Raw genomic sequence first — 21,984 nt, 5'->3', positions numbered from 1 at the left:
TATCAGAGTGCTAGTCGTCTTATAGTAATTGCAAACCCGTTGGCAGGGTATCGCCAAAGGCTTTTTGAGCTTCTTCCTGATTGAATGCCTCCTCAGTGGTGAGAAGATGCAACCAAGTTTGTGGCACCTTACTGCCAGTGATTTTATCTATTACTTTCTGTCTTAGTTCTTCTGTTGCATCAAGGGTTCTATCACCGGTTTTGCAAGCCATCATTACTGCGGCAAAAGCCGCCATGCTTTGTTTATTCCAGTCCAATTCAAGCAAGGTGAGTAACCAGTTATTGATCTCGTTTACTGGGATAACATTGTGCTGGCTGCCATACAATGGCCTTCGACTACCAAGACGTGCCAGTGCCCACCAGTGCGCATCTCGATAACTTTCTAAGTGGCATGCTTTAGTCATAAACCAGTTCGCGAGTAGCGTTTTGTCGTCAAAGTGCAGTCGTTCAAGGGAGGCCGATAGGCGCACCATTGCCTCGTAGCCATTTTCATGGGCCACCTTGGCTGTTTGTGGATTTTTGAGCGCCCCTGGATGCAAATATTTGGCAATATCGGCAAGAATACTTTCTTGTTGATCTTGATTCAGACCGCCGCTGACTCGACGCCAAAAAATCCACCAATCGCTCCACCCTTGTTGGTTCTTAAACTGAATACCTTGCTGGTAAAGTGGCCACACTTGCTCCATTCGCCACGAATCAACGGGATCACCAAATCCGGGTCTTAAACTGTAACCCGCCAATCTTAGCCAGTTTTTCTCATGCGGCTCAGAGCGGCGGCGACGTTTTTTACCCAGTGCAAAGGCATCAAATAGATGACGAGAGGCGGTTAAGTCCCAGCTATCGCGTTTACCTAAGTTTCGTTCTAGTTGCTTGGCAAGCATCTTGATTTCTTTGGCATCAGTTTGCTTTTTACTGCCACTGTAAAGCGTAGAAATGAGTTGCTTGGATTGAGTTAGGTTCGCCGGTATTTGCTGCTCTTCAACGGTTTTTTGATTACGAACCTCAAACTCGACCTGCCAGCGGTCGTCATCATTTTCGATGTCCACACACTCTAGTTGCAATGTCCCCACTTCTGTCAACTTACTGCTGAGCTGCACTTCTACTCTGCGCTTTTGATTTGCCTCTAGTTCCTCATCACTACCACTGTCAAGAGAGGCTATAGAAGGGGGAAGAGCCTGCATTAGGTCGCTATCTACGGTGTGAAGTGTTCCATTGTTGGGGACTGAGTCATCGCTCAAACTGTCCATAGTTGTGGTCAACAGATTAAAGCGAACGGGTTGGTCGAGAGTGAGTGCAAATCGTCTTCCCGTTAAGCGCACTTCTGTGCCTTCTTCACTACCCTTACCGAGGAGACATAGTGCTTGGCTTTTATTCTTACCCGCTAGGTGTAAGAAGTAGGAGCGAGGGCTACCACCACCAATCTTAAGCTGAGCACCGCGACGTGCTTTGCTATATGCCACAGCGCCATAAGCTACGGCAAAGTCTGGATGTGGGTTATCCAACAGGGTAATAGAATCATCACGCCATAATTCAAGGGCATCTTGAATACGTTTTTTGATCAACGGACTGTTGAACGCGCCGCCATTGACGAGAAGCGCAACAGGGATAGCGTGTTCTTGGCTATTACCTAAAGCGTCTTGGCAAGCGGATTGATGCTGGTTCAAAAACTGCGCCACGTGTTTGGTAACGGCTGGATCGGATACATAGGGAAGGCCAAATTCCACAACAGCACTTCGCTTGGTGCTAGGTAGCTCATTAAATTGTGTTAGAGGGAAGAAACCTTCTAATCCAAGTTGTTGAACCTCTTCTCGCGTAACTGCCACACTGCGTGCTCCGCCAATCAGGCGAGAACCGCCACCCAGCAGGGTGACTTTGCCTTCTTCTGGCGCGTTCACGCCAAGCAAGTTCTCCTTCACACGCCGAGTTTGGGAAATCAGCTTGCTCAGCGCTTGGGCCTTCATTGGTGTCTTGTTGTTCAGCTTTTTCTCACTGATATGAGCAAGGGCAAGGTCGATGTTGTCACCGCCTAGCATGAGGTGCTCACCTACGCCAATGCGGTTAAGGCTCAGTTCACCTTCTGTGTATTTAGCTTGGATAAGGCTAAGGTCGGTGGTACCGCCTCCCACATCACAGATCAAAATGAGAGGGATATCTGAAAGATCGGGATCCTGTTGCTGTTCAAAGCGTGCATACCAGTCATAGCAGGCCGCTTGAGGCTCTTCTAGTAGCAACACCTTATCTAAGCCCGCAACAGAGGCGGCCTTTAGGGTAAGGTTTCGGGCAATTTCATCAAAAGAGGCTGGAACCGTGATAACAACTTCTTGCTCTTCAAGTCTATTGATCGGATTTCGGTGGTTCCATGCCTGCCTAATATGGTTTAAGTAACTGGCACTGGCAATCACCGGAGAAACCTTTTCAACATCGTCAGCACCGGCCCATGGCAAGATGTCTGACTCTCTGTCTACACTGGCATGGGAGAGCCAGCTTTTGGCACTGGAAACCTGTCTTCCCTCCACTTGAGAGCCTAATTCTCTCGCCCACTCTCCGATAATGACATTGTCAACGTCGCCCGCAACCTGTTGCTGCGTCCACGGCAACTGCAGGGCCTCACTGGAAAACTGCTGCTTTGTAGCATGAAATCTAAAAGAAGGCAGCTGCGGTCTGCGTGCTACTTCCCCTTGCCCCACAAGTTGTTCAATTTCAAACAGTTGCAGAGGAGATTCTTTAAGCGGTTCAGTGTTTTCACAAAATGCGACCACAGTATTGGTGGTACCAAGGTCAATGCCGACGAGAAAGCGAGATTTTTTTGATGATGCAGGTGTCTTTGACGATGTCATAGTTAACTCGGAGCAACAAGGGTGGAGAAAACAGCACTGAAGAGATCAGTGCTGTTTAAGGTCTTTGGAATTATAGATTAGCTTGACGCGTTTTCTTCTCGCACATCAAATTCAACGTGCCACTTTTGACCGTTATCCGCTGCAATTGCTTCAAGATAGAGAGTGCCAAGCTCGGTTACGCGAGACGCCAGTTTAACCGCAACCACATCGCCGACTTGACGGCCTTCTTTCGCATCTAGGGTGACATGGATTTCAGGAAGCTCATCGAGTTCGCCGTCTTGCCAGTAATCTAGGTGCGTACCAGGGCTGTCTTCACGGCGAATGGTAGAGCCGTAGAACTGGAAGTGAACAGGTTCACCAATTACCAGACCGAATTCTTGGCTTGGTACATCCGCTGAAGATCCTTCTTCCATACCAAAGGGTGCCACACACAGTGCTTCCATTGGTGGTGCCATTCCGGGGATGGCTGGCATGGCGCTTTCGATGCCGACGTAGTAGCTCGAAGCGATACCGCCACGGATACGAACACCTTTGCCCTGACGAACTTGACCATAGTAGGCAGCACCGGAAGATACCGCAAGATCGAGGTCTGAGCCGAGGAGTTGCTTAGCTTCTGGCGCGTCAGCGTCGGCTAGCCATAAGTTAATCACTTCAAACAAACGCTCAGCCAGTGTATCGGCCTTGAGTACGCCGCCGTTAAACAAGATAGCTGTAGGCTTAACAAAGTCAGGTTTATCAGAGCCAAACATGCCACCAAACACATCAGCGGTTGACTCTGCTTGCTTGCTAAGGAAGGCTGCAATGTGTCTTGTCACACCTGCATCTTGCGCATATGGCAGACCCATCTGCGTTAACGCGCCACGTCGTGCTTGCTTTGGATGCTCGTCAATATCAACAACAGGGAAGAAACCATCCACAAGGGTTTGTTGTACCTCTTCTGAGGTCAGCTCGGTTTTAAGTGTGCTACCCATTAACTTGGAGCCACGACTTGGGATAACAATGGGTACAGATTGCAGTTCTTTATCGTTAAGCAGTGCTTCTTTTGCGTCGCGACATGCGTGCACAATGGCTTGAATTTGCCAAGGTTGCAGTTCTTTGCCGTCTTGAGCCATCTTCATCTTAATGCGATAGGCTAGGGCAAGGTCCATGTTATCGCCGCCAAGCAAGATGTGCTCACCAACGGCAACACGCTCTAGGGTCAGGTTACCTTCATCTTCTGTTACTGCTACGAGCGATAAATCAGTAGTACCACCGCCAACGTCGACAACCAAGACAACATCACCAACCGTTAATTGGTTGCGCCAGTCATCTCCGGTTTTCTCAATCCAGTTGTACAGCGCCGCTTGTGGCTCTTCCAGCAAAGTAAGATGGTGTAAACCAAGATTGCGCGCCGCTTCTGCGGTAAGATCTCGTGCAGCTGGGTCAAAGGACGCTGGAACCGTAATCGTAACGTCTTGCTGGTGAAGTTTATGCTCTGGGTGAGCATGATCCCATGCTTGCATCAAGTGTTCTAGGTAAAGCTCTGTTGCGCGCAGAGGAGAAACCTTGCTGATCTCTTCGGGGCTGCCTGCCGGCAAGAAGGCTTCACGACGGTTTACTGCCGCATGACCTAGCCAAGACTTGGCACTGGCCACTAAACGAATTGGGGTCTTGCTGCCAAGCTTTCTCGCAACTGAGCCTACAAGCGCTTCTGGAGACTCAGTCCATGGCAGGGTACGAGAGCCTGCGCCCATTTCATGTTCACTAGGCTGGTAAATGAAAGACCCTAATTGATTTAGGCTTTCTACTTGACCTGGCGCACTAAGCTGAGGAATTGGCATTACCTCTACCTTAGCTTCTTCTTGCTGCTTATCAACAAAGGATAAAACGCTGTGGGTGGTACCTAAATCGATACCGACAATGTACTTTGCAGATTCACTCATTACAGCTCAACCTCCGCAGGTGCGATGATGTTAGCGTTGTAGTTTTCAGCCAGCTTTGGAAGCTCGATGTTATCGGCTTTCCAACCCTTGTGAATCAGCGTACCGGTAAAGGGTGCGTTGCCCGTAACGTTACCGACGAGACGAATCTCTTGAGCATCAAACCCTTCAGCCACTTGAATTTGTGTTTCTTCCGTTTCACTACGAACCGGTGATAGCGTAACGTAGTCTTTAAGCACTTTCTGTCCGCCACTATGAATAACACGAGCGGCTGCACCTACTTCTTCGTCAGCAAACGAAGAGATATCTTCCTTAAGGAAGTCGACTAAGCGAGCTTCTTGTTGCAGCAGTGACAGCAGTTGCAGTGCAGAGTCCGTTGAGGCTGTTTTGAGTTTTGACTCAACTTCAACCACTTTCTCAACGACTTTTTCTACTTCGACGATTTTCTCGACTTCAACGATTTTTTCTACAGGTTTTTCAACCTCAACACGTTTCTCAACGGGTTTTTCGACGATCTTTTCAATGGTTTTTGGCTTGCGAGCGATAGCAACAGCCAGAAGGACGACACTTGACGCAGCTAAACCTGCGTGAAGCATATCAAACGTGTTGGGTAACACGGATAGGTCGATGATCATGATTAGAGTCTCATTAGGTATAATGTAATTGCTCTAAATGTGCGGGCGCTTGAATAGAAATTCAAGTACTTAAATACATTTAGTTAGTGTTTGAGTATGTCAAATTAGGGTAAACTTAACGACAATTAATATCGCTCATGAACAAGATTTAATGAACTATAACCGAGTTGTTTGCTTTGATTTAGAAATGTGTTGCTGGAATGAAAACGGCAAGGGCATTACAGGTGAAATCATAGAAATTGGTTTAGCGGAGATTGATCTAGCTAAGCAAGAAATCGTTAAGCGCGCGCAATATTATGTGAAGCCTGAAAAAGACGAAGTCTCACCATTTTGTACTCAATTGACGGGGATCTCTGCGCGCAAGATTGAAAAGCAGGGTAGGCCTCTTGAATACGTGATGAAGTCGATGATCAAAAATTTTGGCGGCGCGAACAAGATTTACGCAAGCTGGGGGCGAGATGACATTATCTTTCGCAACGAATGTAAAGAGAAAGGGATTGATTTCCCGTTTGTTGAGTTTGTAAACCTCGCTACCTTGTACCGCATGCAACATCGTCTTAGAGAAAAACGAATTGGTCACAGAGCGGCGCAAGAAGCGTTAAACATTGAGTGGGAAGGCAGGCAGCATTCAGGTTATACGGATGCTTATAACTTGGCAAAGCTTGCGTTAGCTATGCTCTAGTTGCCGTCTTGTACCTCTAGTTTTGTTTTTACAAAGTCGCTGTGATCCACATAGATGAGTTCAGCAGCTTTGCGGATGACGGACTCCTCAATAGGGTCAAGCTCTCCATCGGCATAGGCGACCGTCCACATTGCTTTAATGAGATCACTTCGTTCAGTTCGAGGCAAGTCTCTCAATTGCGAAGTGAAGTCATACAAAGAAACGGATTGATTTGCTTGTTGCCGTGCGTTTTCAAGCAGTGCAGCGGCGTCTTCGGCAGTTACATCTAACAGTTTTTGCAGCATCTGCTGCTCTGCTTCTAACTCTTGCGGCGTTTGTTCATGGTCAGCGGCAGTCACCTCACACAATAAAGCAGCAATAGCGAGCTTAGGCTGTTTTTGTGTGTGAGTGGCAAGATCGTTGCCATCTAATAGCTCTTTAAACAAAGAATGGATTTTATTGAACATGTGATCGACCTCATGATTCTTTATCGTTTATCCATTATATGCAGGACTATAGGGAATGAAGTCAATAGTGAATTTTGAAAAACTACTTTGGAGTTATGATGCCTGACCTAGGTATATTTGAAACCTCATCCCTTATTGCCATGTTATTAATCTTTGTGGGAGCCTTTGTTCAAACGGCTATTGGCTTCGGATTAGCGATTGTTGCCGCGCCATTATTATTTCAAATTTCAATAGATTATGTCCCCGCGCCTATTTGTCTAGTGGCGCTGGTGGTGTCACTCATCAACGCCTTTAAGTTCCGCTCTAACATCAGTATTGGCGGACTAAAGCTCGCTCTGTACGGGCGTATTCCTGGCTCTTTAGTGGGAGGCGCAATTCTGCTTTACGTTTCCGCTAGTATGCTGTCGTTGGGACTTGGACTGTTTGTGTTACTCGCCGTTTTAGTGAGTGCCTTGCCATTTCGACTTGAGCCAACGCCCAAGCGTATGTTTGTGGCAGGGTTTATGTCCGGATTTATGGGAACTAGCTCCAGTATCGGAGGGCCGCCAATGGCATTGTTACTCCAGCATCAGGATGCGAATAACCTGCGTGGTAACTTGTCGGCCTTCTTTGTGTTTAGCTCGATCTTATCCTTGATAGTGCTTATGGGCATGGGGTTATTTACTATGAAGCACTTTTGGCTAACCGTGCCACTTATTCCTGCGGCTATGCTAGGTTATTGGGTCGCAATGCGATCGGTAAACTACCTGTCAAAAGAGTGGATGAGACGTATCTCGTTGGTTCTTTGCCTAGTGAGTGGTTCGAGCGCCATCTGGCAAGGCCTTTCTTAACCGACAAATGACATGCACCGAAAACAATATTTACCTTTCTTGGAATTGTAAGCCTATAATAAATAGTGACTTTTAGCCTTGTCGCTAGTTTTAAGCTTTGAAAGGACTCTATGAACAAATTTCACCCCAAGATGCTGGCTGCATCGATCGCTGTTTGCCTATCCAATGCTGCGATAGCGGAAGAAAGACCGGTGACCCAAACAGCCGAGTCGGAAGAACCTCAACTCGCGGAGAATACCAAAAAGAATCCAGAGCAAACCTGGGGCCTCGCAGGTGTGGTGCGTAGTGCCTCTGTGCCCTATGTAAATGGATTAGATTTAGACGATGCTGAGCGCGTTAGTACCTTTATTCCAATGTTGTATTTTGAGAATGAATACGTTTATGTGAAAGGCTTAACCCTAGGGGGATACCTGTACAACCCTAAGGACAGTGATTGGAATATTTCGGCTTTAGGACGACTTCGTTTCGTTGATATCCCTGCAGAAATCCAGAATGAATATGGAGCTGATGAACTCGATTTAGGTATCAGAGGAGAATATCAATACACTGACCAATGGTTAGCTTACTCGGAAATAATGACGGATACCGATGGGAATTGGTATGGAACAATAGGTACCGAAGGTGAGTATCAATTTGGCTCTTTGACGTTACAACCCTATGGTACGTTGCGTTTGAAAAGCAGTGATTTTAACTCCTATTATTATGGCCTCGGTGAAGATATCGATGCAGGTGTCGACACTTTTGTTGGTGTTCGTGCCAATTACCACGTTATATCGAATTTCTATCTATTAGGCGCGGCTAGCGTACAGATACTCGATGGTAATGCCAAAGATGCAGTGGTTATCGATGACCAAGTGCAAACAGAATACTACCTGGGTATCGGCTTCTTCAACGACCCCGACAAACCGCGTAAATCACACCTTTCTAACAAGCCTTATGTGCGTATTGCACACGGTTGGGGAACGCCATCGAACTTAGGTGATATTCTCGGTGGTGATATTGAAGACGACCCATATAACAGCCAAATCACGACTATTTTCTATGGACACCCTCTAACAGATAGTTTGTTTGGGTTACCGTTAGATATCTACTTAACTCCTGGTTTCGGTTGGCACTGGAGTAACGATGACCAAGCCTCAAGCCAAGAATACATTCTGGCTATCAAGGCATATTACACCATACCTTGGCCGTTTGACTGGCGTCTTGGTGTTGCAGAAGGTATGTCTTACACCTCAAAGATCAACTCACTGGAGCAAAATGAATTTGATGAGAAGGGCTATGAACCTAACAACTTCTTGAACTATTTAGATTTCTCTGTGGATGTTAACCTTGGTTCGATGTTTAACTATCGACCAATGGACGGTGTTTGGTTAGGTTATTCAATACACCACCGCTCAGCAATCTTTGAAAAATCGTCTCAATACGGACGTATCAAGGGTGGCAGTAACTACAATAGCGTAACCTTGACAATAGACCTATAAAATACGAGCGATATGAAACATACAATTTAAAAGAACTTATCCAAGATAGGTTCTTTTTTTTTGCTCTTGGCATGAAATGGGCACTCAACTTTCTAAGTTTGATTTAGAGTGACAGGATTATTCTTAGAGGTGTGATGATGAAAAAATATGCTTTGTGTTTTTTGGTACTTTTGGTTGGTTGTGGTGGTGGTGATGACAGTAGCTCTCAAAAACCTGTAGAACCGCCAGTTGTAGAACCGTCACCACCAACAGAGCCTGAGATTCTCCCACCAGAAGGAGGACTGCCACCACTGCCTCCAATCCCACCAGAAATATGTGATGATTGTGAAGCTATTCAGCCTCCTTTGCCTGATTTACCACTGTTGCTTCCTCCGAGCGGTGGGCTTCCTATCGAGCCACCTGTAGATCCTGAACCTTGTGCTGATTGTGGAGATCCAAGTGAGCCAGTAGAGCCTGAAATCCCTTTGATTATAGATAAAGATATTCAGCTATGTGATAAGGATGTTCGATATAGGAAAGTAGAAGATCTGGTATCTATATATGAAAATGATGCTCTTTCTGTCCCTTGCGGTTCGGGTTCAACACCATTGTTCGAATACAATATTAATAACGATTTCATTAGGTTAATACTTGAATATCGATACACGGGTGGCCCATATCCTAATAAGTTTCTATACCTAACGGAATTTGATGATGCTGGTCGTTACCCTGAAATTCATATCCGTTATATGTACAAAAGAAACTTTGGCTCGGGAGGGGATGTGCCTCCGTTTTATTTAGATAACATTAGTCTATATAAGTATATTTCAGAAACAGGATTGTACGAATACTATTTGGGGGACGTTTACTCTATAAATGGTGATATTGTCAGCATCTCTTGGGAATTAAAAAATGATGAGAGTTCCGTTCCCTATAGTTATAACGATGCTATTGATTCTGTGCAATTCACTATAGACGGTTTATCTAATTAGTAAGGTTGAAATTACAATTCGATACCCTTGACAATAGACCTATAAAGTAGAATATAAGCCTCAGAGAAATCTGGGGCTTTTTTGTATCAGGAGGTTTAGTTGAAGGCGTACAGTTATAAGCGTTTCTCATCAAAAGGACAGGAAACAGGGGATTCAATTCGAAGACAGACTGACTTAGCTGAGAAATACTGCATAGAGCATCAGCTTGAGTTATCTGAGGATACCTATGAAGATCTTGGTGTAAGTGCTTGGACTGGAAGCAATGCACATGAGGATGCAGGTTTAGGTCAATTTCTTTTGGCTTGTCAGCAAGGCAAGATCCCATCCAATAGCGTTTTGTTGGTGGAAAGTTTAGATAGACTTAGCCGTGAAAAGATAAAGAAAGCAATGCGTCAATTGATGGATATAACTGATCATGTTGATGTTGTTACCTTGATTGATAAACGTCGTTACACCAGTGATATGGATTTTTCTGACTTCATAATAGCGGGTGCGACTATGCAGCGTGCTAATGAAGAAAGCGAAGTAAAGTCTAAGCGTTTGCAAGCTGTGTGGGAAGCTAAAAGGGCTAATCCGAAGGGCTCTAAAAAAACACGTAAGTGCCCGTTCTGGTTAAATGTAACTGATGACAGCATGAGCTTTGTTGTAAATGACAAAGTAGAGATTGTTCGTAAGGTTTTTGAGTTAAGCTCTCAAGGGCTGGGTAACTTGAAAGTTGCTAAGCAAATCAATTCTATGGGCTTCAAAACAGCAAGAGGCAAGGATTGGAGTCCTGCCAATATATCCATCCTACTTAAAGCTAGAACTGTTCTTGGCGAATACCAACCTACTAAAAGTGTTGATAGAAAGAACGTAGCTATTGGTGATCCTGTTCTGGATTACTACCCCAAAGTCATCTCTACTGAGCTTTTTAACAAAGTTCAACTGTGCATAGCGGATAGGGCAAAGAACATAAGGATGGGAAGTACTAGTAGCCATCGTAATTTGCTTAGAAATAATGGTAGTTGCATGTGTGGTGGAGAGCTTTTCATTACTTCAAAGAGACAAGGGGTTAGCTACTTTCAATGCCAAAATGGTGTAAATGGGGCATGTGAGCATGGCTTGTTTAGATTTGATGTTTTCTTGAACTTTTTAAAAGACCAGATTATCAGACCTATGTACTTCAACTATTGGGTTACTGATTCAAGCAATGAGTTGGAAGTTAAAAGAGATGCTTTAGTTGTAGAAGCTTTGGTTTTGCAAAAGAAATTAGATTCTTTATTGGAACTTGATGTTTCAAATGTGAGTGTTAATAGGTCGATTGGCGAACTGGCTGGAAAAATTAACGTTATTGAAGCTGACATATCAAATATTGAAAGTGACATAGCAAAAGCTCAATTGTCTACAGGTAAGCTTCAAAGTGTAAACTCAATGTATGAGTTGATTGATTTAGCTGGTGGTTCGGGGAGTGGCCAAATAGAGATTCATGCTAGAGAAGAACTTAGGCGGATGCTAAATCATTTTAAGATAAAGTTAGGCAATATTGATAGGTGCTCTTTGGTATCTATTGAGCATTTTGATAAGAGGTCAGGGGCTAGAGTGAAACAGGTTTTCCAGAGTGCAAAGACACCTTCAAGAGCGATTAGGAGATTGGGTAAAAAAGGTATCTGGAAATTGACAGATTACGATTACGAAAAGAATTAAGCTGAAGAACAAAGTTACCAATAAGCCCTGAGTTAATAGCTTAGGGCTTTTTTGTTGCATGCGTGTTTTTTTATCAATCAAATCAATGAATTAATAGGGATGTATTTGGAAATTAAATGGTAATTCTCTTTACCATAATTTATGTGAGATAGATCACCTATACAGTTGTGTAAGTGGCACGAAATGGGTATTGGCCCCCCTTTGCCTTCTGTTACTTTCTGCGCAGAATTTATATATGAATACAAATAAAAGGAATTTGTAAATGCGCAGTTTATTGGCTTTGGTGATTGCTTCTACATTAGTAGGTTGTGGTGGCGGTGATGGTGGTTCAAATTCACCTAGTGATGGACAAGACAAAGATATAATCTTTTCAGTATTCGGGTATGGTCATGAAAAAATGCCAGCTCCAGAGATTAGTTATGAACAGGACTGCCTCAACTACAATACTCTTTGTATGCCTATCAATGGATATTGGATGCCATTGCAGGCAACTAACCATTTGTTAGATGTTAAACAAGGTGAGGATTATTATAACGACGGGCTACTTTGGTCTGAAGGTAATTATGAAGCTTATAATGACTTTGATTCTGGTGACATTTCTGTACCCAATAACAACGAGAATACATACTTCATTGTTAACATAACTAGTTTGCAAGGTTTATATGATGACCCTAGCGTATCCTCTAAAAATCAATTAACAGTTGCTGGTAGAACGAAACTTGTTCCTGGTGTTAATCAGATACTATTGTCCGACATTCCATTACCTTTGCATACCGCAGTATTTACACTTGTTGGTTCAAGTAGAATGTTTGAGGCAGGATATGAGTTTCTAGGCACTGAGTTGACTGTTGTTGATGAAGAAACTGGATATATTAAGACAAGTTCTACTGGCAATACCCGAACTATATTTGAAGGTTACAATTCAGAATACACCACTCATATATACGAACTATCCATGACAAAACTACAAAGTATAAAAATAAGGTACCGAAATCCCCAAGGTTCCATTGTAGAAGATACATTTGACGAGAACGATGCAATTAACGCTGGAATGGATTGGGAAACGGGCCAGCATTTTGTTATTACTTATGATTTTATGATGCGTGATGGTGGTCTAAGTGGTCAATTAGACATAGCTAAAGGATCAAGCGAGGAGTTGAGCAATGAAAATTAAATTATTGCTTGTACTAGCTTTTTCTCTGGTCACTGTGGGGTGTCAGTCTACGAATAGTAAATCAAGATTTGCTCCAACCGTTACCAATGTGAATGTAACCAAGCTTGGTGTTTTTGTAGCTAACAATTTTGAAGTTGAAGATAAGCTGATTGAAGAGTTGACTGACGAGAATGTTGATGTTGTTTCAGTTCGCACAAGTATTGAGTTCGCGCGTACGAATGAAGAAATGCTTGATTACATAGATAAGCAAGGTGTTAGCCATGTGCTTGTAGTGAAAAGCTCAATTGGTAAAACACAAAAAGGATATGTGGGTTCATTTAACAATTCGAACACTGACATGAATGTTTGGGGTAATACGGCTACTGCGTCTACCACGGGCACATCAACAGCAATGTTCAGTTTTGATAACTCAGCAAGTGTGACAGCTCAGCTGCTAGATAAGAAAGCAAACGTCTTATGGATGTCTAATGTTAATTTAGAGGCTGGTGGTGCGCTTTATACACATAAATCTGCAATGCAGAATGGCGTTGTAGAAGGCATTATAGAGGAGCTTGAAAAAAGCAGGATCGTTATTATCGATTAGGCAACAAGCATCTAATTACTGTGTAGCCCTTGAGTAAAATCAGGGGCTTTTTTATACAAGCTTAAACCCTCCAATAACCTTATACCGAAGCCTTATATTCAAGCGAATATATAAAGATGCATACATTTAAGAAATGAATTTGGGTGCTCGAGGTATGTGCGATATAGGCACATCGCATTAACTGCAAAAGGGGAAGTCGGTTTCCAAGAACCCTAAATAAAGTGGCATTAGGTAGTCAGATTCACAACATGTAAGTTCGCAGTATTATCAACTATGAAGCCAGCCAATTGAGGTTGGTTTTTTACTGGAATTAACTGTGTCATTAAACGGGTGTTTTATGGTACAAGCACGGAATGCTGTTTTAATGTGTCATAAAACTAGACAAGAGACTTAATGATACAATATGACAATGACACACCCTTTTATGGCACAACACAGGAAATGAGAATGAGGCAATTTATATATGCGCGAGTATCGAAAGCTGAACTGAATATTGAGAACCAAGTAGAGGCTTTCAAAAGTATGGGCATCAACACGGACCGGGTAATTAGTGATGAGGTCTCGGGCTCGGTTCCTGCTATGGACAGGGAGAACTTTAGAATGATGATAGAAAACCAAATTGAAAGTGGGGATGAGCTACATGTCTTGAAACTGGACAGATTGGGGAGAGATGCGATTGATGTACAGATGACAGTGGACAAGATAGCAAGCGAGGGTATCAAGCTGTTTGTGCACGATCTTCCAGTGAGTGACTTGAGCAGCACTGAGGGTCGTTTAATGTTGCAGATGATGGCTAGCTTTGCTGAGTTTGAAAGAAACCGTATTCGTGAGCGTACCATGCTTGGATTAGAGCGTGCCAAGGGTGAGGGCAAGATCTTGGGTCGTCCGACAGGTTCAAAGAACTATGTGGCTGTACAGGAGTTAAAACAGCAAGGTATGGGACAAAGCGAAGTGGCTAGGCATTTGAAACTAGGTCGTTCAACTGTGGTTCGCAACTGGGCAGAAAAGTAGTTGATTGGAAAGTGAACCGCGCAAGGGAAAGTGCAACAGTAAAAAACAGCCGTATCCATTGGCGTATAAGGCCTACGAGACGTTTTATACGTAAACTTTAAAACTAGTCCCCCTATTGAAAATGGTTACGAAATGGAGATTTGAATGAGCAGTATTAAAACGTGTAAGTCGTGTAGAAAACGGAGGCGTACAGTGCTGTATGGCAAGTGTATGGAATGCCGTAGTGATGAGTTTATGAATAGTGGGGCATATAGCTGGCTGTGGTGGATGGCAGAGCGTGGAGGCTCGAACCAATTACCGGATACATTTGAAGAATTGATTGCTGTGTTAAATGTAAGACGCTTTAGCAACTTGGCTAAGGGCATACACCGTGAGAACGGAAAAATTAAGACAAGATTCAATTATGAGGTGGGACATAGATACCCTAGCTCGAAAGGTGGAAAACTGGTGGCTGAGAACTTGGTAGTGTTGCCTCGAAGTGTGAATAGGACATTAGGGAATGAGCATGGTGAGGGCTTAGAGTACTTTAAGAGTGCGTCAACTGAGTATAAAGACAAGCATGCTTTTGATCGTGCTTTCACTCAGAAGTTCAAGGAATACTCTTTGCAATTGAGCAAGTATGTTTCAGCTGAGAGTGAAGATGACTTTACAGGTAGGGAAGCAAAGAGCCCTGAGGATGTTCTGATTCTGGAGATGGAACGATTAGGCATTGAGGCTAAAGGCACTAGCATTAATGTGAATGAATGGGATGTGGTAGAAAGCAAGTTTGCTGAACTTTGTGGTGGTTTGGAGACTATTGAGACTAGAAATGATTATGACCAGCAAGAGCAAATGGTTAAGGAGTTCTTTGAAAGACAGGATGTTGTAATGAGTGAAATGAGCAAGGAAGCACAGAATGCTATCCACCAGCCAAGAGAACGCTCCCTAGGGGATGTGCTGAAGCAAGCTGAGGCAAACGTTAAGGCTGAGCAGGAGTTGCGTCAGCAAGCAGAACAAGAGCAATATGAAAGCCGTGTAGGACGCATTACTGGGCGTTTGAGTGCATTACCTGATGATATGATGCCAAGCCTTAGTGCACTTAATAATTTGCATTGGGATAGGTATGGTTTCTGGATTGGTGGTGGCTACTCGACTGAACCTAAGTATGAAAAATGGCATTACAAGATTATTCAACTAACTGCGGATGCTCTAGGGATGGATGCTAGTAACTGGAGTAATGGAAGATTGATTGCTGAGATGTGGGAACAAGATACTATTGCTTTGGAGTACTAAGAAAACACTTTCAAACAATGCACAAATAGGCCTGAGGACTTGTGGTGAGGCATTAATATATGAAGTAGCTCTAGAGTTACCGTTAAAGGACCGCTTAAAGACGGTCTGAGAGCCTCACTGACAAAGTAAACTTAGTTAATGCGCTAAGTGTGCGCTTATTAAGCGTACTAGCCGTCAAAAGTTTAACTGGGGAATCAGAGTATTTAAATCATAACAAGCTAAAGTTTATGGGTGCACGGTCACATAATAACTTTAGTATAAGCTCAAATAAAGTGTGTGCGTACTATCAGCTACAATAGCGTCTATTTGCAGTTTGATTTCTAAAACAAACAAGCGATACACAAAAAAGAGGCTCATAGAGAGCCTCTTTTTTTATGTGTGACCGATAAACTGCAAAGGCACTAAAACCAATTTAAGTTCATAACAGTAGCATTTCTCTCTGACTCACCAAAGCCACACATTTCATCATATGCGGTTGCTTGCAATAGCGAGGCGGATTGATAATTTTCCCCTGAGCAGTGCTCTCGCACCTGCTCAAGGCTACGAAAAGTCCTAGGGTTGTTGTGTTGGTCTCGCAACGGCGCTTTGTGCGTCCCCTGAACTTGATACGCCAAATAAATATCACCTTCCAGAGATTCAATTAGAAGTTCCATGCGTTCCTCGCTTGCCAAAGAAGAGTGAAAACACTTACGCAACCCAGCCTAAATGGATCATTGCAAGGTAATTATCGCTGAACCAAATACACGATTTTTAAGCCTATTGTGATACAATTTAGCGAGTTATACCTTTCATAGTTATCAGTTCGGAATCGTTTTGACCCAATCTCAGCCTCAAAAACAGACAAACACCGCTACCTCTCTTAAAGCCGCTCTTAAAGAGTGCATGATAAAGGATCGCTTTCGCCTATCTAAACGCATTCAAGGCGCATGTCGCATCAAGAAAGAGAGTGCTAAAAATACCGTGTTTGATGAAATCGCATTAGATATTGCCAAGTCCATGATGACGGTGCAGTCTCGCCAATCGAATACGCCCACCATTGACTACCCTGAAATCTTACCGGTAAGCCAAAAGCGCGATGATATCGCCAAGGCGATTGCAGAGAATCAGGTGGTGATCGTTGCCGGTGAAACGGGCTCTGGCAAGACGACACAGCTTCCTAAGATCTGTGCAGAATTAGGACGAGGTAAAAAGGGCTTAATTGGTCACACTCAGCCAAGGCGTCTTGCGGCGCGTTCAGTGGCGAGTCGTATTGCCGAAGAGATGGAAACGCAGCTAGGCGAATTCGTCGGCTATAAGGTGCGTTTTAACGACAAGATCAGTGAAAATACTCAAGTTAAATTGATGACAGACGGTATCTTACTGGCAGAGATACAGCATGATCGCTACTTGAACCAATACGACACCATTATTATTGATGAAGCGCATGAACGAAGCCTCAACATCGACTTTATTCTGGGCTATCTGAGAAACATCTTACCTAAGCGCCCTGATCTTAAAATCATTATTACCTCGGCAACTATCGATCCAGAGCGCTTCTCTAAGCACTTTAACGATGCGCCTATTATTGAGGTTTCAGGTCGTACCTATCCGGTTGATACTCGTTATCGTCCCTTGTCTGGAGAAGATGATGTCGATAGAGACCAGCTTGAAGGTATCTTTGAAGCGGTTGATGAGCTTTGTGATGAGGGGCTAGGGGATATCCTGATCTTTATGAACGGTGAGCGTGAAATACGTGATACCGCAGATGCTCTGAGTAAACGCAACCTTCGCGATACCGAAATCGTGCCGCTTTACGCAAGGCTTTCATCGTCTGAGCAAAATCGGATCTTCCAGTCTCATAGTGGTCGCCGAATTGTACTGGCAACCAACGTTGCAGAAACCTCTTTGACAGTACCGGGCATTCGCTATGTCATTGACCCAGGTACAGCGCGCATTAGTCGCTACTCTTATCGTACCAAAGTACAGAGACTGCCTATTGAAGCGGTCTCACAAGCGAGTGCAAACCAGCGTAAAGGACGTTGTGGCCGTGTTGCTGAGGGTATTTGTATCAGGCTTTATTCAGAAGAGGATTTCTTGTCTCGTCCTGAATTTACCGATCCAGAAATACTGCGCACTAACCTTGCGTCCGTTATTCTGCAGATGACGGCTTTAGGGCTTGGTGATATAGAAGCCTTCCCATTTGTAGAAAAACCAGATCGCCGCAACATTCAAGACGGTGTGCGACTCCTTGAAGAGCTTGGTGCCATCAACCCGACCGCTAACGACCCGCGTAAGCGCCTAACGGGTATTGGTCGTAAGTTAGCTCGGTTACCGATTGACCCTCGCCTTGGACGTATGGTGATTGAATCGCCTCGTCTTGGCTGTGCTAAAGAGGTGATGATCATTGCCTCTGCGCTATCTATTCAAGACCCTCGTGAGCGCCCAAGCGATAAACAGCAATCCTCAGATGATAAGCACCGTCGATTCTTTGATAAAGATTCGGACTTCTTGAGCTTTGTGAACCTATGGGAATACATCAAGACTCAGCAGAAAGCATTATCGGGGAATCAGTTCCGCCGTCAGTGCAAGCAAGACTATCTCAACTACTTGCGCGTTCGTGAGTGGCAAGACTTGTACTTCCAGCTTAGCCAATCATTGCGTGAATTGGATATTAAGGTCAACGATGAACCTGCAGACTATCAGTCAGTACATTGTGCATTGCTCAGTGGCATGCTGTCGCATGTAGGCATGAAAGACCAAGAAAAAAATGAATACCAAGGTGCTCGTAACGCTCGCTTCCATATCTTTCCTGCATCAGGCCTGTTTAAGAAGCAGCCTAAATGGGTAATGACGGCTGAACTGGTGGAGACTTCCCGTCTGTGGGGACGTATTGTGGCTAAGATTCAACCAGAATGGATCGAACCACTGGCTAAACACCTTATAAAGCGCAGCTACAGTGAACCCCATTGGTCTAAGAAACAAGCCGCAGTGCAGGCTCACGAAAAAGTAACCTTATACGGTATTCCGATCGTGCCAAAACGCACTGTAAACTATGGCCCGGTTGATCCAACGCTCTGTCGAGAGTTGTTTATCCGCGCCGCTATGGTGGAAGGGGATTGGGAAACCAAGCACCACTTCTTTAAGCAAAACCGTAAGCTATTAAAAGAAGTTGAAGAGCTTGAGCACAAATCTCGTCGCCGCGATATCTTGGTGGATGACGATGAGTTGTTTGACTTTTACGATCAGCGAGTCTCAACCGATGCCATCTCAGGCCGCCACTTTGATACATGGTGGAATACAGAGCGTAAAGCCAATCCTGAGTTACTTAACTTTGAAAAAGAGATGCTATTTCGTGGTGACGCATCGCACGTCACTGAATTAGATTATCCAAACTTTTGGCATCAAAACGGCCTAAAGTTAAAGCTGAGTTATCAGTTTGAGCCTGGTGATAATAGTGACGGTGTCACGGTGCACATTCCGTTACCGGTATTAAACCAAGTTCAGCCAGAAGGGTTTGATTGGCAGATCCCAGGCCTTCGTCATGAACTGGTGGTGAGCTTAATCAAGGCATTGCCTAAAACATTGCGCCGTAACTTTGTACCTGCGCCTAATTATGCGGATGCGTTCCTGTCTCGAGTTACGCCAATGGAAGCCCCATTGCTTGACAGCCTAGAGAAAGAGCTGCGCCGTATGACGGGCGTAGAGGTACTAAGAGAAGACTGGAAGTTAGAGCAGATCCCAGATCACCTTAAGGTTACCTTCCGCGCTGTCGATCATCGCAATCGCAAATTGAAAGAGCATGCGGATCTGTATGAACTTAAAGACAGCCTAAAAGAGAAGGTACAACAAACCCTCTCTAAGGTGGCGGATGACGACATCGAACAAAAAGATCTCCACACATGGAGCTTTGGTGAGATCCCGCGTGTGTATGAACAAAAGCGTGGTGGGTATCAAGTTAAGGCATATCCAGCCATTGTCGACGCCAAGCAAAGCGTTGAAATCAAGCTGTTTGAGACTGAATATGAACAGCAACAAGCGATGCAAGCGGGTCAGCGCCGTTTGGTCTTGCTCAATGTTCCTTCTCCAATTAAGTACTTGCATCAGAATCTGCCGAACAAGTCGAAACTAGGCCTGTATTTTAACCCGTTTGGAAAGGTGCTGGATCTTATTGATGACTGCATTGCTTGTGGTGTTGATAAGCTGATTGAAGAGCAGGGCGGACTTGTATGGGAGTCTGATAAGTTTGAAGCGCTGAAAGAGCATGTACGTGCAGAGCTTGGTGATACTGTGGTTGATATTGCAAAGCAGGTAGAAGCGATCTTGACCACTGCCTTTAATATCAATAAAAAGCTGAAAGGGCGTGTTGACCTTAGCATGGCGTTTGCCTTGTCTGATATTAAGGCGCAAGTGGAAGGGCTTATCTACAAAGGCTTTGCCACCGATTGTGGCTGGAAGAAATTGCCGGATATTTTGCGTTATATGCGTGCTATTGAAAGGCGTATGGAAAAGCTACCTATCGACCCTAACCGCGACCGTTTGCAACTCCTCAAGATCGAGGCTGTGGCGAAAGAGTACCAAGAGCTAAAGAATAAGATACCAAAGGGCGCGGTAGTACCTGAATCAGTCAAAGAGATTCATTGGATGCTTCAGGAATTGCGAGTCAGTTTTTTTGCTCAACAATTGGGCACACCGTATCCGATTTCTGATAAACGCATCCGAAATGCTATTGATAATGCGTAATTCTATGCTGTGATTTTGTCATTTATGGTTCATAATGTGACAAAGTAAAACCACAACTAAAACAGGAAGTTAGAATGAAGTACGTTAAACATGCTCTTGCCATTGGTCTGATGAGTGTTTCGTCTATGGCAGCTGCAGATTCATGGTTATACGCGGGTGGTGCAGTAGGTCAAGCTTCTTTCGGTAGCGATGACAACACTACATTTGGCCTACATGTAGGTACAGGTATCTTACCGATCATCGGTATTGAGGCAGGCTACTGGAATCACGGTAAATTTAAGTTTGATGGACAAGAGTTCGATGCTGACTCTTTCTACGTGGGCATTAAGCCAAGTGTAGACCTAGGCCCTGTGCACATATACGGTCGCCTTGGTGCAAACCGCTACGATGTGAGTGGTCGAGCGAGTGCAGATAGCGATGACGGCTATGATTTGATGTACGGCGTAGGCGTAGAGTACTTCGTCATTGATATGATTTCAGTGGGCGCGGGATACCAAAACTTTGAGGTCGGTGATGCTGGCAACATTGATTCGTTCACGCTAAACGCAACATTCCACTTTCTGTAATACCCAATCAAGCATGAAAAATGCTCCTATTTAGGAGCATTTTTTTTGAGTTGAATCTAGCTTGCCACCATAGTGATGGCGTTAACGTAGCACGAAGACTGGCATTGCCCGCAGCCGTTACATCGCTGGGTATCAATCCGTGGCAGTTCATCTTCCTCTATGTGAATAGCGGCGAGAGTGCAACTGGACTGGCATAGAGTACAAGCAAGCTGAAGGTAGTTGTCACACCCTTGTGAAAAGCTTGGAATAAGATCTATGTGCCCTTTGACGTTTACATTGAGCGCGCCAGTGGGACACACTTTGGTGCATTCTTGGCAAAGGCTACATTCGTTGTAGTCCATATCGATACGTGCAAAGCCCTCGCGAACGTGCACGATACTGTTAGGACAAGCACCTGCGCATTTTCCGCACCCGTCACACAGACGAGTAAACAGGGCTTCATCTACCGCTTGGGGTGGGCGAGCTGCTACTCTTGGTGTCGGTTCAGCTTGCGCACTTAGCGTGGTAACCGGTTTGGATAAACGGGTTAAGAAGCCTCTGCGGTTCGTATCAATAGCGTCGGACATAGTTAATCGAGATACAGCTTTCTATTTACAATGTTTAATTGTAATTCAGTTGAAACTTGCATCAGCCAAGTTTTGATATCAACAGCCAAAACGCTATAGAACGGATTATCGGCTTTCTCAGCAAGCAAGTCTAAGTAAGGGAGTGCCCAAGGAAGCTGATGGTACTCAAGTAATCGCTTGGCTGCTTGTTCTTTTTCCTCGCTAAGCAGTTGAGAAAAGGCGTACAAGGTCAAGCCAAATTGGTCTTCCGGCTCTCTCAAGCCCGTGTCGAGCGATATTCCATGGCTGGTAAGAAATGCACGATACTCCACGGTCGAATCGCCAAAGACCACTCGGTCTTTGTCAAGATACACTGAACCCCATGGAGGAGCAGGCATATCGCCTAGTCCTTCAAATAGGTGGGAAAAACTGTGCTCTAGTGCTTCTTTAGATTGCGCCTCTAGCGCATCAATACATGGCTCGGAAACGACGTTTTCTTCAGCCAGAGCGGCTAAAATTTGGGCTAATTCTTGTTTTGTCCAGCGCTCATAAAAGAGGGAACCGACGAGCTTAGCTGTATTGAGAATCATTCGTAAAAATCCGCATAGATGATGACGATTTAGTATATTTA

At 44.5% G+C, this 21,984-nt stretch carries 18 protein-coding genes; 11 read left to right on the top strand and 7 right to left on the bottom strand.

Going from position 1 to position 21,984, the window contains the following annotated elements:
* Positions 1–19: 19 nt before the first annotated feature.
* The 3 genes from D5I41_RS15530 to D5I41_RS15520 all read right to left on the bottom strand — a co-directional run bounded on the left by D5I41_RS15530 (position 20) and on the right by D5I41_RS15520 (position 5,390).
* Positions 20–2,836 (bottom strand): Hsp70 family protein, encoded by a 2,817-nt coding sequence (locus D5I41_RS15530; RefSeq protein WP_119010563.1) that lies wholly within the window; start codon positions 2,834–2,836, stop codon positions 20–22.
* A 77-nt stretch (positions 2,837–2,913) separates the two neighbouring features.
* On the bottom strand, positions 2,914–4,758 hold the full coding sequence (locus tag D5I41_RS15525) for an Hsp70 family protein (RefSeq protein WP_119010562.1): 1,845 nt from the start codon (positions 4,756–4,758) through the stop codon (positions 2,914–2,916).
* Positions 4,758–5,390 carry a DUF2760 domain-containing protein gene (locus D5I41_RS15520; RefSeq protein WP_119010561.1) on the bottom strand — a complete coding sequence of 211 codons (633 nt, stop codon included), beginning with the start codon at positions 5,388–5,390 and terminating at the stop codon, positions 4,758–4,760. Before D5I41_RS15520 ends, D5I41_RS15525 begins: the two co-directional genes overlap by 1 nt.
* Positions 5,391–5,541: 151 nt before the next feature.
* On the opposite strand from D5I41_RS15520, the gene D5I41_RS15515 reads away from it, so the two are divergent.
* Complete coding sequence (locus D5I41_RS15515; protein ID WP_119010560.1) at positions 5,542–6,072, top strand: 3'-5' exonuclease; 531 nt, start codon at positions 5,542–5,544, stop codon at positions 6,070–6,072.
* On the opposite strand, the gene D5I41_RS15510 is transcribed toward D5I41_RS15515, so the two are convergent.
* Positions 6,069–6,518, bottom strand: coding sequence for a tellurite resistance TerB family protein (locus tag D5I41_RS15510; protein ID WP_119010559.1), 450 nt, complete (start codon positions 6,516–6,518; stop codon positions 6,069–6,071). The genes D5I41_RS15515 and D5I41_RS15510 overlap by 4 nt on opposite strands.
* A gap of 140 nt (positions 6,519–6,658) precedes the next feature.
* Between D5I41_RS15510 and D5I41_RS15505 the strand changes: the two genes are divergently transcribed.
* The 8 genes from D5I41_RS15505 (at position 6,659) to D5I41_RS15470 (ending at position 15,523) form a co-directional block, all read left to right on the top strand.
* On the top strand, positions 6,659–7,348 hold the full coding sequence (locus D5I41_RS15505) for a sulfite exporter TauE/SafE family protein (RefSeq protein ID WP_119011530.1): 690 nt from the start codon (positions 6,659–6,661) through the stop codon (positions 7,346–7,348).
* Between the two features lie 110 nt (positions 7,349–7,458).
* A complete protein-coding gene (locus tag D5I41_RS15500; RefSeq protein WP_119010558.1) occupies positions 7,459–8,829 on the top strand; it encodes a MipA/OmpV family protein in 1,371 nt (456 codons plus the stop codon).
* Between the two features lie 137 nt (positions 8,830–8,966).
* The gene (locus D5I41_RS15495; protein WP_147094838.1) at positions 8,967–9,800 is read left to right on the top strand and encodes a hypothetical protein; all 834 of its coding nucleotides are present in this window, start codon (positions 8,967–8,969) and stop codon (positions 9,798–9,800) included.
* Between the two features lie 99 nt (positions 9,801–9,899).
* On the top strand, positions 9,900–11,483 hold the full coding sequence (locus D5I41_RS15490) for a recombinase family protein (RefSeq protein ID WP_119010556.1): 1,584 nt from the start codon (positions 9,900–9,902) through the stop codon (positions 11,481–11,483).
* Between the two features lie 262 nt (positions 11,484–11,745).
* Complete coding sequence (locus D5I41_RS15485; protein ID WP_119010555.1) at positions 11,746–12,657, top strand: hypothetical protein; 912 nt, start codon at positions 11,746–11,748, stop codon at positions 12,655–12,657.
* Positions 12,647–13,240, top strand: coding sequence for a hypothetical protein (locus tag D5I41_RS15480; protein ID WP_119010554.1), 594 nt, complete (start codon positions 12,647–12,649; stop codon positions 13,238–13,240). The genes D5I41_RS15485 and D5I41_RS15480 overlap by 11 nt, the downstream gene beginning before the upstream one ends.
* A gap of 447 nt (positions 13,241–13,687) precedes the next feature.
* Positions 13,688–14,251, top strand: a complete 564-nt coding sequence (locus tag D5I41_RS15475; RefSeq protein WP_119010553.1) for a recombinase family protein — start codon at positions 13,688–13,690, stop codon at positions 14,249–14,251.
* 210 nt (positions 14,252–14,461) lie between these two features.
* Positions 14,462–15,523: a hypothetical protein gene (locus D5I41_RS15470; protein WP_119010552.1), complete on the top strand. Its 1,062-nt coding sequence runs from the start codon at positions 14,462–14,464 to the stop codon at positions 15,521–15,523.
* A 401-nt stretch (positions 15,524–15,924) separates the two neighbouring features.
* On the opposite strand, the gene D5I41_RS15465 is transcribed toward D5I41_RS15470, so the two are convergent.
* Positions 15,925–16,176, bottom strand: coding sequence for a DUF6482 family protein (locus tag D5I41_RS15465; protein ID WP_119010551.1), 252 nt, complete (start codon positions 16,174–16,176; stop codon positions 15,925–15,927).
* 160 nt (positions 16,177–16,336) lie between these two features.
* Here D5I41_RS15465 and hrpA point away from each other — a divergent pair, with 160 nt between their 5' ends.
* Both hrpA and D5I41_RS15455 read left to right on the top strand, forming a co-directional pair.
* Entirely contained in the window at positions 16,337–20,242 is a 3,906-nt protein-coding gene (gene hrpA, locus D5I41_RS15460; protein WP_119010550.1) for an ATP-dependent RNA helicase HrpA, read from the top strand.
* 74 nt (positions 20,243–20,316) lie between these two features.
* Complete coding sequence (locus D5I41_RS15455) at positions 20,317–20,808, top strand: outer membrane beta-barrel protein (protein ID WP_119010549.1); 492 nt, start codon at positions 20,317–20,319, stop codon at positions 20,806–20,808.
* Positions 20,809–20,864: 56 nt separating this feature from the next.
* Here D5I41_RS15455 and napF read toward each other — a convergent pair whose 3' ends face one another.
* Both napF and D5I41_RS15445 read right to left on the bottom strand, forming a co-directional pair.
* Positions 20,865–21,374 (bottom strand): ferredoxin-type protein NapF, encoded by a 510-nt coding sequence (napF, locus tag D5I41_RS15450; RefSeq protein WP_119010548.1) that lies wholly within the window; start codon positions 21,372–21,374, stop codon positions 20,865–20,867.
* 2 nt (positions 21,375–21,376) lie between these two features.
* On the bottom strand, positions 21,377–21,943 hold the full coding sequence (locus D5I41_RS15445; RefSeq protein ID WP_119010547.1) for a molecular chaperone TorD family protein: 567 nt from the start codon (positions 21,941–21,943) through the stop codon (positions 21,377–21,379).
* Positions 21,944–21,984 lie beyond the last annotated feature (41 nt).

The organism is Vibrio superstes (assembly GCF_003569005.1).
Classification (GTDB): domain Bacteria; phylum Pseudomonadota; class Gammaproteobacteria; order Enterobacterales; family Vibrionaceae; genus Vibrio; species Vibrio superstes.
This window is presented reverse-complemented; position numbering and strand designations above follow the sequence as displayed.

Excerpts from the sequence above, each read along its gene's own strand:
- D5I41_RS15530 (WP_119010563.1), bottom strand. The coding sequence starts at position 2,836 with ATGACATCGTCAAAGACACCTGCATCATCAAAAAAATCTCGCTTTCTC.
- D5I41_RS15525 (WP_119010562.1), bottom strand. The coding sequence starts at position 4,758 with ATGAGTGAATCTGCAAAGTACATTGTCGGTATCGATTTAGGTACCACC.
- D5I41_RS15520 (WP_119010561.1), bottom strand. The coding sequence starts at position 5,390 with ATGATCATCGACCTATCCGTGTTACCCAACACGTTTGATATGCTTCAC.
- D5I41_RS15515 (WP_119010560.1), top strand. The coding sequence starts at position 5,542 with ATGAACTATAACCGAGTTGTTTGCTTTGATTTAGAAATGTGTTGCTGG.
- D5I41_RS15510 (WP_119010559.1), bottom strand. The coding sequence starts at position 6,518 with ATGTTCAATAAAATCCATTCTTTGTTTAAAGAGCTATTAGATGGCAAC.
- D5I41_RS15505 (WP_119011530.1), top strand. The coding sequence starts at position 6,659 with ATGTTATTAATCTTTGTGGGAGCCTTTGTTCAAACGGCTATTGGCTTC.
- D5I41_RS15500 (WP_119010558.1), top strand. The coding sequence starts at position 7,459 with ATGAACAAATTTCACCCCAAGATGCTGGCTGCATCGATCGCTGTTTGC.
- D5I41_RS15495 (WP_147094838.1), top strand. The coding sequence starts at position 8,967 with ATGAAAAAATATGCTTTGTGTTTTTTGGTACTTTTGGTTGGTTGTGGT.
- D5I41_RS15485 (WP_119010555.1), top strand. The coding sequence starts at position 11,746 with ATGCGCAGTTTATTGGCTTTGGTGATTGCTTCTACATTAGTAGGTTGT.
- D5I41_RS15480 (WP_119010554.1), top strand. The coding sequence starts at position 12,647 with ATGAAAATTAAATTATTGCTTGTACTAGCTTTTTCTCTGGTCACTGTG.
- D5I41_RS15475 (WP_119010553.1), top strand. The coding sequence starts at position 13,688 with ATGAGGCAATTTATATATGCGCGAGTATCGAAAGCTGAACTGAATATT.
- D5I41_RS15470 (WP_119010552.1), top strand. The coding sequence starts at position 14,462 with ATGGAATGCCGTAGTGATGAGTTTATGAATAGTGGGGCATATAGCTGG.
- D5I41_RS15465 (WP_119010551.1), bottom strand. The coding sequence starts at position 16,176 with ATGGAACTTCTAATTGAATCTCTGGAAGGTGATATTTATTTGGCGTAT.
- D5I41_RS15455 (WP_119010549.1), top strand. The coding sequence starts at position 20,317 with ATGAAGTACGTTAAACATGCTCTTGCCATTGGTCTGATGAGTGTTTCG.
- napF (WP_119010548.1), bottom strand. The coding sequence starts at position 21,374 with ATGTCCGACGCTATTGATACGAACCGCAGAGGCTTCTTAACCCGTTTA.
- D5I41_RS15445 (WP_119010547.1), bottom strand. The coding sequence starts at position 21,943 with ATGATTCTCAATACAGCTAAGCTCGTCGGTTCCCTCTTTTATGAGCGC.